Here is an 11,862-nt window from a genome sequence, read left to right as displayed (position 1 = left end):
GAACGACAGACGGAAATGAAAATGCACGCCAAGCTCCCGCACCCCTTCGACGACGTCACGCGCGTCACTGCCGGCGACTCCAGCTGGCAGGGGCACACCAGCGACGATTACTGGGCCTTCGTCGGCCCGTTCGGCGGCGCCACCGCCGCGACGATTTTGCGCGCGCTGATCGATCATCCGCAACGCGCCGGCGATCCACTGGCGCTGACCGTCAATTACTGCGCGCCAATCGCGAAGGGCCCGTTCGATCTGGACGTGCGGCTGGTGAAGGCCAATCGCTCCAGCCAGCACTGGAGCGTCGAGCTCAGCCAAGGCGGCGGCGAGGTCGCAACGCTCGCCACCGCCGTGTTCGCCGAGCGCCGGCCGTCCTGGCAGCACAGCGTGGCGAAGTGCCCGGACGCGAGGCCGTTCGAAGAGACACTGCCGTTCCCGAAGATCGCGGCGTCCTGGGCCAATCAGTATGAGTTCCGCTTCGTCGAGGGCGAGATGCGGATCGGCCCACAGCAATCCGAGCCTGCCGGCACCTATTCGAAGCTCTGGATCAGCGACCGCACGCCGCGCAAGCTCGACATGCTGTCGCTGATGGCGATGTCGGACGCCTTTTTCGGCCGCGTCTTCCACGCCCGGCGCGCGCTGGTGCCGTTCGGCACGGTGTCGCTCACGACGTATTTCCACACCGACAGCGAGGCGCTCGCGAGCGAAGACATCACGCGCGTGCTGGCGACGGCGGACGCAAAGATCTTCCACAAGAGCTATGGTGACCAGAACGCCGAGCTGTGGTCGCCGAACGGACGGCTGCTCGCGACGAGCACGCAGATCGCGTATTTCAAGGCGTAGCTGTTCTTACCCATTCCTCTTGTGGGAGAAGGTAAGAAAAAAGGGCGGCCTCGCGGCCGCCCTTTTGCATTGAAGACGGAGCGATCACTCCGCCGCGAGCTTCACGTCCGGCGCGGCCGCGCGCACCTCGGCGTCGACCTGGGCTTCGAACTTTGCGAAGTTCTTCTGGAACATGCCGACCAGGGCGCGGGCGGTCTTGTCGAACTCGTCCTTGTCCTTCCAGGTGTTGACCGGGTTGAGGATCTCGGCGGGCACGCCGGGCAGCGCGGTCGGGACCGCGAAGCCGAAATATTTGTCGGTGCGGAATTCGACGTTGCGAAGCGAGCCGTCGAGCGCGGCGGTGAGCAGTGCGCGCGTCACCTTGATCGGCATGCGCGAGCCGACACCGTACTTGCCGCCGGTCCATCCGGTGTTGACCAGCCAGCAATCGACATTGTGCTGGGCAATGAGGTCACGCAGCATGTTGCCGTAGACGGATGGATCGAGCGGCAGGAAGGGCGAGCCGAAGCAGGTCGAGAATTCCGGCTGCGGCTCGTTGCCGAGACCGCGCTCGGTGCCGGCGACCTTGGCGGTGTAGCCGGACAGGAAGTGATACATCGCCTGCGCCGGCGTGAGCTTTGCGATCGGCGGCAGTACGCCGAAGGCGTCGGCGGCGAGCATCACCACGTTCTTCGGCTGCGGCGCGCGGCCGGTGCGCGAGGCGTTCGGGATGAACTCGAGCGGATACGCGGAGCGCGTGTTCTCGGTCTTGGAGCCGTCGTCGAAATCCACCACGCGGGTGTCCTCGTCGAGCACGCAATTCTCAAGCACCGCGCCGAAGCGCGTCGAGGCCGCGTAGATCTCCGGCTCGGCTTCCTGCGAGAGCTTGATGCACTTGGCGTAGCAGCCGCCCTCGAAATTGAAGACGCCATTCGGGCCCCAGCCGTGCTCGTCGTCGCCGATCAGCGTGCGGTTGGGATCGGCCGACAGCGTGGTCTTGCCGGTGCCCGACAGGCCGAAGAAGATTGCCGCGTCGCCCTTGGCGCCGACATTGGCCGAGCAGTGCATCGGCATCACGCCGCGCTCGGGCAGATAATAGTTCAGCGTGGTGAAGACCGACTTCTTCATCTCGCCGGCATAATAAGACCCGCCGATCAGGACGATCTTGCGGGCGAAATCGATCGCGACGACGTTTTCCGACCGGCAGCCATGACGTTTGGGATCGGCGCGGAAGCTCGGCATGTCGATGATGGTGAGCTCCGGCACGAAGGTCGGCAGCTCGATCGCCTCGGGACGGATCAGCAGCGTGCGGATGAACAGCGAGTGCCAGGCGAGCTCGGTGAAGACGCGCGTCTTGATCCGGTAGGCAGGATCGGCACCGCCGTAGAGGTCCTGCGCGAACAGCTTCTTGCCTTCGGCGTGCTTGAGGAAGTCCTGATAGAGCGTCTCGAACTGCTCTGCGGTGATGGACTGGTTGCCGGCCCACCACATTTTCTTGTCGGTGGTGGCGTCACGCACCGTGAATTTGTCCTTCGGGCTGCGCCCGGTGAACTCGCCGGTGTCGGCGCAGAGCGCGCCGTCAGCGGACAGCACCGCCTCGCCCGCAGCGAGCGAGTATTGATAGAGTTGCGGCGCACCGAGGTTCCAGTGAACCTGCTTGAGATTCTTTAAGCCGAATTTGTCGGCGCCGAAGGCACCGTTGCGCACGCCCGTCTCTTGCACGAAAAAATCCTCCTAGAACCCGCGACACTCAGCGCGACCATGGTTGGACGCCATCGCGGTCACCGTGATGAATGGGCCATTCGGCCTCGGCTGAACGACCTAATAATGATGAACGCTGGCGTTGCCAAGCTGATCCCGCAGGATTTGGTTTATTCAAGGACCGCGCCAAACGTCGCGCATGTCTGCCTTGAGCGCATGCGTCAAGAAATCACAAATGATCGCGCAACCAAACGCGTGTTTGCGCGTTACGTCAGGTTATTGCGACGCACAATCCCGCCGTAGCTTCTTATCTTACCTCACCTTCGCCGATCAGCGCGAACGGCCCCCACATCGCGGGGTAGGCGTTGCGTGGCGACGAGGTGTCATCGACAAAGGTCAACATCGCGCGGCGCAAGGCTTGGGCACGACCGATCCTTGGTTCGTTCTTGAGCAGTTCGAACGTCGATGTGGTCAAGCGGGTGGCGGCTTCCGAATCCACGGCCCAATGCGAGACCAGGAGCGCGCGGGCGCCTGCGTAGAAGAACGAGCGCGCCAATCCCGACAGCGCCTCGGCGCCTGGCTTGTCGCCGGCGATGGTGTTGCAGGCGGACAGCACCACCCAATCGGCGTTGAGCTTGAGCTGGGCCACCTCGCTCGCGGTCAGAAGACCGTCGTCGAACTCCGACGGCCGCTCGGGAATGGACAGCGCAAGCGAGGGCTCACCCAGTCCCTTGACGTCGCCGGCAACGAGGCCGTGGGTGGCGAAGTAGATGATGCCGTATTGAGCAAGCGCTGCACGCTTCAGCGTCGTTTCGCTGGCATCGCGCCCGAGATGGATGTCGGCATCGGTGGCGCCGACGTCCCTCGCCACGGCGTTCAGCTCGTCGGCGGTATCGGGCAGTTGCGGCAGCGCCTGCGCCAGCCGCGCGCGGTCGACGCCGGCGCCGCGCCAGAAATCGGTATAGGCGATCGTCGCGATGCTGCGCGCGGCGACCTTGCCACCGGCAGCGCGACGGTCGGCGGGGCCTTCGGCTGCGGGGTTGAAGACGGGATCACCGAAGCCGGTCATCGGCTTCGTGCCTTGATCCCTGCGCGCGAAGGCACGCAGCGATTTCAGGCTGATCACCGACAGCAGCACCGAGACGGCCTGACGCCGGAGCAGCCAGGCAGCGTCGCGATAGCCCTCGAGCCTGTCCGGGATCGCAGCCTGCGGCCTCTCCGTCACCAATAGATGAAACGGCAACGCGGTCAGGGCCGCCGACGGCACCACCAACAGGTTGCGCTTGTCCTTCGTCAACGCCTCAACCGGGCCGAGCAGCGCGACATAGAGCTCGTTTGCGAACGCGAGGTCGAACAGTCCCGACTTGCCGGAGGCATCGCGCGCCTTGCCGACGTCCAGCCCCCTGCGGAAAGCCGCCACCTTCCGTGCCATCGCGTCCGCACCGAGCGAAATCTCCTTCCACTCGGCGCCCTCGCGCGTGATCGCGATGACATAGCTCTGCTTGTCGACGACGGAATAGATCACCATCGCCTCGTCGGCGGACAGCAGCGGCTGGATATCCTTCACGGCCAATGGCAGCGGGTTGGAGAGCGAGGCGTAATCGGGAAATTCGACGGCCAGCGTCTTCTGCAAGCCTGCACGCTCGTTCGCTATCGTTGCAATCCGCGCGCGGCTGCGCTGCTCGGCCGCGGCGTCCCGCTGGGCCGACTGCTTCGACACGGCGGCGATGATCGCCTTGTCGAGCGCCTCGGCTTCAGCCGTGAGATCCTGGTCCCGGCGCACCAACTCGGCAAGCCGGTCGCTGCCGGCGGCCAGCCGCACCGCGAGCTTGTTCACGGCGGAGGCGGCGGAAGATTGCGTGCCGCGCTGAACAGCGCCAAGCGCGTCGTCAAGCGCCTTGTCGCCCGCCAGCAGCGCCTGCTGCCGCGCAGCGAACAGGACCGGCAGCACGACACGCAGCTGCGCGCGATCGCCGGCAAGCGTCCTCTGCGCGAAGGGCAAAGCGTCTGCGGTCCGGCCCGACACCTGAAGGAAATAGGCGAGATTGCTGGTCGAGGTCGCGACATCGGGATGACCGGGTCCGAGCGCACGCTCACGGATCGAGAGGGCGCGGCGATAGAGCGGCTCGGCCTCGGCATGGCGCTGCTGGTGCTCGTAGAGCCCGGCGAGATTGTTCAGCGAACGCGCCACGTCGGGATGATCCGGTCCCAACACCTTTTCGCGGATGGCGAGCGAACGCTTGATCGGCACCTCGGCATTCACGTCGCGGTTGAGGTCGCGATCGACCTGACCGATGTTGTTCAGGACGGTGGCGACCGCGGGATGCTCGGGCCCGGCCGCCTTCTGATAGATCGCGAGCGCGCGCCGGAACAGCGGCTCGGCGTCGGCATGACGCTGCTGTTTCACATAATGCGTGGCGAGATTGTTGAGGGCCTGGCCGACGTCGGGATGCTCGCGCGACAGCCCCTGCTCGCGAACGGCAAGCGCACGCTTGAACAGCGGCTCGGCCTCGGTGAAGCGGCTCTGCCGCTGATAGAGCGCCGCCAGATTATTGAGGAGCGGCGCGATCTCGACGCTGCCCTGACCGGTCCCCTTCTCCATCAGCGCGATGGCGCGCGTGTAGAGCGGCTCGGCCTGATCGTCGTGGCCCTGGTCGGCGTGGATCTGCGCGAGATTATTGAGCGCGGCGGCCAGGTCGCGATTGTTGCCGGTCTTCTCGAGCGAGGCCACCATGGCCTGCGCCAGCGGCAGCGCCTCTGAATATTTGCCTGCGCCCCGGAGCGCGGTGACGCGCGCGCTCTGCGCCGACAGATCGCCCTTCTGGGCAAGACCGGGCACGGCAAAGGACGCATTGATCGCGAGCGCCAGCCCCGCAGCCAATGCCAAACGACGACGCGCCATGAACCCTCTCGCTGCGAGCCTCAAGACCTACCGTCTTGGGTCGCAGCGATGGGGCGCGGCGTTCAAAGCGTTGCGTTCCAGGGGTACTCATAATTCGGCGCTTGGTTTGGGCGCCCCCGGGTGTCCGTCCCCGTCAACAGCGGTACAAAGCCGGTCGTCGCCGGAGGTCGCGGATGGGCCCAAAAACGGAATCACCTTCAACGGCGGGTTTCAGCAAAGGTGCTTCGAGCCAGACCGCGCAGGTGTTCGAGCTTGGCTTGCAGATCTAGAAGCTTCCCATCGAATTCAAGCTTCCGTTCGCTCGCAGGGCAGGTCGCGATCAAGCTGGCAGTCCGAAGAATGGAGACCTCGAGAAGGAGTATGGCGCGCCGAACATCTCCTTCCAAATCGGGCCGAGGACGTGCCGCTGGAAATTGAATGACGTTGTGCATGGCTAAACCGAGATGTCCCGTCACGTTACCAGATACTTCGCCGTCCTGATCAATTCGACCCGTTGTGAAGGTTCGGGAAGCTTGGCCAGTTCTGCTGCAAGCAAGTCGAGTATTTCGCTGCGCCTTTCCGGACGCCTTTCCTTGCTCAAGAGTTCTCTGAAGCGTTTGACGTTCTGAGTGGTCAGGAAGGCATCGCTTATCGGATGGCTCACCTCATTTCTCCTTCGGACCATAAGACGCTAATCTGGTTCGCGCCGTATGCGAACAGTCACCCAAGATCGAACCCTGCAAAGTGTGCTCAAGTTTCGCAGCGTCAGGCACTCATTGAGCAATTGCCTGCTGAATCCGAGAGAGAAATGGACCGCCGGACATGCGACGGTCAGTTTTCGTTCGGTGCAGCTTGGGGAAGCCATGGGCGGCGGCCATAGCCAGCTGCCAACGGACGAAAGAAAGTAGTATAATTACGTGATTGAAAGCTGTCCGGTTTAGTTATCTCAACGATATTGGTGGCATTCCTAGTCACCGCTGCGAACGCAGGCAGCGCCTTTGGCAGGACTCGTCACGATTCCAAGTCGGATCTTGTAGTGAGCACCGCCATCGATTGCGGCAGCATGTCTCACCTGTCGTGCCGGCACAACGATTTCTCATGGCCAAATTCTGCAAACACTACTCAATTCCGGCATCGAAGCATGTCTTGATCCAGATCAGTGCCAAATGCATTATTCTGCTTCAGCAGTTTTTAAATGGATGAAATGGATCACCCGCTCAGCCGCTCTCCGGTCGTCCGCACACGCAACCCGGAAGAGATGAGAGACGCGCTGCGCACGGTCTATGGGGCAACCGGATTTGATGTCACGGATTCAATCGATTTCGAAGGAGTAGCGAATTATCTGGTATTGCCTCACATCGGGCTCGGCTTTTGTGGATATGCTGCCAGAACGGTCGTCGATTTTCCCGAGGGCGATTTTGCAAGACTACAAGTTGGCCTCAAGGGGAAAGCGGGAGTCGTTCTAGGCGCCACGACGCTGCCCGTGGACGAGCAGCATTCCGGCATTACCCCGCCAGGGCAGCCCGCCACCATCATCTTCGAAGGCGGGTTCGAGCAGCTGATCCTCCGCATCAAGACGAGTGCGCTGGAGAAGGCGTTAACAGCACTTTTGGGAGTACCACCTCGTGGGGAACTGTTGTTTGACCCCATCGCGCCGCTGAAGCAGCCTGCAGCTCATCTGTTGCGCCAGCTCACAATGTTCTTGGCTGACCAGCTCAATTCAACGGCAGCGCAGTTACCTAGACCGACGCTGATCGAACTCGAGCAAGCGCTGATCATGACGTTTCTCTCGGCTCAGAAACACAACTACACCGAACTATTGGAGAGCCCCGCCACGGAGCCTGCGCCTCTCATAGTCCGCTCGGCCGAAGAATACATCGAAGCTAATTGGGCTCGTGCTGTTGTCATCGAGGAGTTGGCGTCACAAACGAACACCAGCATTCGCAGCCTCTACGCAGCTTTCAAGAAGTATCGCGGATATTCGCCGATGCAGTTTGCAAAGTCCGTTCGGCTCCGACGTGCCAGGCAAATGCTCCTGGAAGGAAATCCAAGAACCTCCGTCTCCCAAATCGCCTTCAAATGCGGCTTTGCCAATTTAGGTCATTTCGCCAACGACTTCCGGAATATGTTCGGAGAACTTCCCTCGGAGGTTCTCGCGCGTGGACGGCGCTTGAAATAGAGCGGCTCATCCGCACCGGGTCAGCAAGTCCCGCCCTAACCGATCAGAAAACTTCCGCTCGGCGCTCAGAGCCGACCTCGATTTCGGGAATACACGCCCTAATCGTCCACCTTGCTGCGCGCTTCGCCAGCGAGACGAACCAGCATCTTGCGCAGCGACGTGCCGTCGGTGACCCGCTCCGGGAAATCCAGCCGCAGCGCGGTCTGGCCGTCCTGCATGTCGAGACCTTCCGGATCGCAGCCGGTACAGCGCCAGTCGCCTTCGGCCGCACCCAGGAGCTTCGTCGCATAGAGGCTCAGGGCGTCGCGATGGTCGGCGTTCATATGCGCGACAGCCCCCTCCTCCGCGGCCAGGAGGTCCTCGGCGCCGGTGAGGTCCGTGAGGAACCGCTCGGGCTTGAGATCGACGATCCGGCCGAAGCCGGCCACCAGATGGGTTCCCGTGGGACGGATCCGAAAGAACGAGAAATCCTTAAAGGAAACAAAGCCTTCGGCCGAAGGATGGGCATTGAGATAGCGCCGCTGGAGCAACTCCTTCTCGGCGTCGTCCTGTTCTGCCCGGCCCGACAGCATGATCCGGGCGCCTTCCAAGGGATCGCCGGCCGCCCGCTCGTCCAGCATGAGCGAGACCCGGCTGTCCGCCAGGATGTTCTTGGTATGCACGGCGAGGCCCGAGATCAGCAAAATCGGCGAGCCATCGGGATGGCTGGCCAGATTGACCAGGGAACAATAGGGATCGCCGCTGCCGGCCATGAGAGTTGCCAGCGCCCCCTGCCGTGATCGACGCAGCAGGGATTTTGCGAGCCTTCCGGGGTCGAAATCAGGGGTCAGTTGCATCGGCTTTCTCGGTTCAGGTGGTTGCAAGGAGGGCCTTTTTTCGGGTAAACGAGGGCCCGGTTATGGGTCGACATGCGGCGAATCTGCCGTGTTTCGTGGAACTTGGTCACACTTCAGCCCAGCTTGCATTGCTCGGTGACAAGGTTCGAATGCCGATTTCGGCACCCATGTATGCGGCGCATCAGTGGATTGCTCGCCGTTTCAAGCCACGACCCAAACGGAAAGCAGAAAGCAGAGGCTCATGCCCACAATCGCTTTGGTCGACGACGACCGCAACATTCTCACATCCGTCTCGATCGCGCTGGAAGCCGAAGGCTACCGCATCATGACCTACACCGACGGCGCCTCCGCGCTCGACGGTTTCCGCACCACCCAGCCTGACCTCGCCATCCTCGACATCAAGATGCCGCGCATGGACGGCATGGAGACGTTGCGCCGTCTCAGGCAGAAGTCCGACCTGCCGGTGATCTTCCTGACCTCCAAGGACGAAGAGATCGACGAACTGTTCGGCCTCAAGATGGGCGCCGACGACTTCATCCGCAAACCGTTCTCGCAGCGCCTTCTGGTCGAGCGCGTCAAGGCAGTGCTGCGCCGCTCGGCGCCGAAGGACCCGACCGTCGCGCCGAAGGAGAACGATGCCAAGGCGCTCGACCGCGGCCTTTTGCGCATGGATCCGGAGCGGCATACCTGCACCTGGAAGAACGAGCCGGTCACGCTGACCGTCACCGAATTCCTGATCCTGCAGGCGCTGGCGACCCGGCCCGGCGTGGTGAAGAGCCGCAACGCGCTGATGGATGCCGCCTACGACGACCAGGTCTATGTCGACGACCGCACCATCGACAGCCACATCAAGCGGCTTCGCAAGAAGTTCAAGGTGGTCGACAACGAGTTCGAGATGATCGAGACGCTCTACGGCGTCGGCTACCGTTTCAAGGAAGCCTGAGGCTCATAGCTTCACGAAAGACTGAGGGCATCGCCGGTTCTGATTCCATCGGGACCGGGATGGCTCTAGGATGCGGGGACCTTCTCGACGAGCCGTCCTAACGCGGGCGTAAGCATTGCTTGACCGAACGCAGCCTGATTCGAACCAGAGCGCCGGGGATGCCACGTCCGACGGCGTTCAGGAGCACGTCGCCGAAGACAAGCGGCAGGGCTTTCGGCCGCTGAACTGGCTGACGCGCGCCGGGCAGTTCTTCTTCGCGCTGTCCTTCTCCAGCCTGACCCGCCGCATCGTCTCGCTCAACCTCGCCGGTCTCGTCGCGCTGGTCGCGAGCATCCTGTATCTGTCGCAATTCCGCGCCGGCCTGATCGACGCGCGGGCGCAGAGCCTCCTGGTTCAGGCCGAGATCATCGCCGGCGCGATCGCGGCCTCCGCCACCGTGCAGACCAACGCCATCACCATCGACCCCGACCGGCTGCTCGACCTCAAGCCGGGCGAGACCTATGGCGGCCCGGACGAATATTCGCCGCTGGACTTCCCGATCAATCCGGAGCGCGTGGCCCCGGTGCTGCGCACGCTGATCTCGCCGACCAAGACGCGTGCCCGCATCTACGATCCGAACGGCAGCCTGCTGGTCGACAGCCGCAATCTCGAGAACGTGCTGCGCTACAATCTGCCGCCGCCGGCCGAGAAGCCCGGCATCGTCGAGCGCGGCATGGTCGCGGTGCGCACCTGGCTCAATCGCGGCGACCTGCCGCTCTACCGCGAGCTCGGCCCCGAGAACGGCAACGGCTATGCGGAGGTGGGCGATGCGCTCCAGGGCCAGAAGCGCTCGATGGTGCGGGTCAATGCACGCGGCGAGGTGATCGTCTCGGTCGCGGTCCCCGTGCTGCGCTCGCGCGCCATCCGCGGCGCCTTGATGCTCTCGACGCAGGGCGACGACATCGACCAGATGGTCACCGCCGAGCGCCTCGCCATCCTGAAGGTCGGCGGCGTCGCGGCCGCCGTCATGATCATGCTGTCGCTGCTGCTCGCGAGCACGATCGCGGGTCCCGTGCGCCGGCTCGCCGACAGCGCCGAGCGCGTCCGCCGCCGCATCAAGGCCCGCATCGAGATCCCGGATTTCACCCGCCGCCGCGACGAAATCGGCCACCTCTCCGGCGCGCTGCGCGACATGACCAGCGCGCTCTACAGCCGCATCGAGGCGATCGAGATGTTCGCTGCGGACGTCGCGCATGAGCTGAAGAACCCGCTGACCTCGCTGCGCTCGGCGGTCGAGACGCTGCCGCTGGCGCGCAACGAGAACAGCCGCGCGCGTCTGCTCGAGGTGATCGAGCACGACGTCAAGCGGCTCGACCGGCTCATCTCCGACATCTCCGACGCCAGCCGCCTCGATGCCGAATTGCAGCGCCAGGACGCGATCCCGGTCGACCTGCGCCGCCTGCTGACGACGCTGGTCTCCGTCGCCAATGAAACCAAGCTCGGCCACGACGTCGCGGTCGAGATGCGCTTCGAAGGCCGCAGCGCGTCCGACACGTTCGCCGTGACCGGTCACGATTCACGGCTCGGGCAGGTGGTCTCCAACCTGCTCTCCAACGCACAATCCTTCTCGGAAGCCGGCAGCAAGGTACGTCTCATTTGCCGCCGCGTCCGCGGAGAGATCGAGATCGTGGTCGACGACGACGGCCCCGGCATTCGCGACGACGCGCTGGAGCGCATCTTCGAGCGCTTCTACACCGATCGTCCGCATCAGGGCTTTGGCCAGAACTCCGGCCTCGGCCTGTCGATCTCCAAGCAGATCATCGACGCGCATGGCGGACGCATCTGGGCCGAGAACCGCGCAGGCCCACCGGATGACGAGGGCGTTCCGACCGTATCAGGCGCGCGCTTCGTCGTGAGGCTGCCGGCGCTATGAGCGACGGCGGGCCCAGCGTTCACGCCTCCGCGGTCAAGGTCGGGCCTCTGGCGGTGCTGATCCGCGGGCCCTCAGGCTCCGGCAAGTCGCGCCTTGCCTTCGATTTGATCATGGCGGGCCGCGCCGGGGTGGTCGAAAGGGCCGTTCTGGTCGGGGATGACCGTGTCCATCTGGCGACAGTCGGCGATGAAATTGAGGTCCGCGCCGCTTCTCGCCTGGCGGGCCTGATCGAGATCCGCGGCTTGGGGATCCGCCGGTGCGACTACGTGGAGCATGCGACCGTCGGTCTCGTGGTCGATCTGGACGCCGCCGACGCGGAACGCCTGCCGCCGGCCGATTCCCTGAAAACAAGCATTTTCGGTGTCGAAATACCGCGAATCCCGGTTGGACGCGGCTATTCACCGCTCCCTTTAGTTGTCGCGGCCTTGACCACTACCAAGAGTTCATCTTCCGTTAACCCTTCGGGCGATTGTTTGAAGGGAAATGGTAACCATATGAACCCCACTATCGCGACCGAATAGACCGGCGCAGCTCCCCTCATCCATCCGTCTAGATTCAGGGAGATACGCAACATCCCCTCTTGCGCAGGGGCTC

At 63.5% G+C, this 11,862-nt stretch carries 9 protein-coding genes; 5 read left to right on the top strand and 4 right to left on the bottom strand.

Annotated features, from left to right (window positions below):
- Window positions 1-21 precede the first annotated feature (21 nt).
- Window positions 22-837 (top strand): acyl-CoA thioesterase, encoded by an 816-nt coding sequence (locus ACFDR6_RS14660; protein ID WP_375858715.1) that lies wholly within the window; start codon window positions 22-24, stop codon window positions 835-837.
- An 84-nt stretch (window positions 838-921) separates the two neighbouring features.
- Here ACFDR6_RS14660 and ACFDR6_RS14655 read toward each other — a convergent pair whose 3' ends face one another.
- The 3 genes from ACFDR6_RS14655 to ACFDR6_RS14645 all read right to left on the bottom strand — a co-directional run bounded on the left by ACFDR6_RS14655 (window position 922) and on the right by ACFDR6_RS14645 (window position 6,062).
- On the bottom strand, window positions 922-2,538 hold the full coding sequence (locus ACFDR6_RS14655) for a phosphoenolpyruvate carboxykinase (RefSeq protein ID WP_212079677.1): 1,617 nt from the start codon (window positions 2,536-2,538) through the stop codon (window positions 922-924).
- A 286-nt stretch (window positions 2,539-2,824) separates the two neighbouring features.
- Window positions 2,825-5,419: a CHAT domain-containing tetratricopeptide repeat protein gene (locus tag ACFDR6_RS14650; RefSeq protein WP_375858714.1), complete on the bottom strand. Its 2,595-nt coding sequence runs from the start codon at window positions 5,417-5,419 to the stop codon at window positions 2,825-2,827.
- 451 nt (window positions 5,420-5,870) lie between these two features.
- The gene (locus ACFDR6_RS14645; protein WP_212079675.1) at window positions 5,871-6,062 is read right to left on the bottom strand and encodes a hypothetical protein; all 192 of its coding nucleotides are present in this window, start codon (window positions 6,060-6,062) and stop codon (window positions 5,871-5,873) included.
- Window positions 6,063-6,593: 531 nt separating this feature from the next.
- On the opposite strand from ACFDR6_RS14645, the gene ACFDR6_RS14640 reads away from it, so the two are divergent.
- Window positions 6,594-7,577: an AraC family transcriptional regulator gene (locus ACFDR6_RS14640; RefSeq protein ID WP_375858713.1), complete on the top strand. Its 984-nt coding sequence runs from the start codon at window positions 6,594-6,596 to the stop codon at window positions 7,575-7,577.
- Window positions 7,578-7,675: 98 nt separating this feature from the next.
- Here ACFDR6_RS14640 and ACFDR6_RS14635 read toward each other — a convergent pair whose 3' ends face one another.
- Window positions 7,676-8,413 carry a HugZ family pyridoxamine 5'-phosphate oxidase gene (locus ACFDR6_RS14635; protein WP_375858712.1) on the bottom strand — a complete coding sequence of 246 codons (738 nt, stop codon included), beginning with the start codon at window positions 8,411-8,413 and terminating at the stop codon, window positions 7,676-7,678.
- A gap of 241 nt (window positions 8,414-8,654) precedes the next feature.
- Here ACFDR6_RS14635 and ACFDR6_RS14630 point away from each other — a divergent pair, with 241 nt between their 5' ends.
- The 3 genes from ACFDR6_RS14630 (at window position 8,655) to ACFDR6_RS14620 (ending at window position 11,789) form a co-directional block, all read left to right on the top strand.
- On the top strand, window positions 8,655-9,356 hold the full coding sequence (locus ACFDR6_RS14630; protein ID WP_008542552.1) for a response regulator transcription factor: 702 nt from the start codon (window positions 8,655-8,657) through the stop codon (window positions 9,354-9,356).
- 115 nt (window positions 9,357-9,471) lie between these two features.
- Window positions 9,472-11,268 (top strand): sensor histidine kinase, encoded by a 1,797-nt coding sequence (locus ACFDR6_RS14625; protein ID WP_212079672.1) that lies wholly within the window; start codon window positions 9,472-9,474, stop codon window positions 11,266-11,268.
- Complete coding sequence (locus ACFDR6_RS14620; protein ID WP_375858711.1) at window positions 11,265-11,789, top strand: HPr kinase/phosphorylase; 525 nt, start codon at window positions 11,265-11,267, stop codon at window positions 11,787-11,789. Before ACFDR6_RS14625 ends, ACFDR6_RS14620 begins: the two co-directional genes overlap by 4 nt.
- Window positions 11,790-11,862: the final 73 nt, after the last annotated feature.

The organism is Bradyrhizobium tunisiense (genome assembly GCF_042263385.1).
GTDB classification, from domain to species: domain Bacteria; phylum Pseudomonadota; class Alphaproteobacteria; order Rhizobiales; family Xanthobacteraceae; genus Bradyrhizobium; species Bradyrhizobium tunisiense.
The sequence above is the reverse complement of the archived record's forward strand: the minus strand, read 5'-3'. Positions and strand labels throughout refer to the sequence as shown.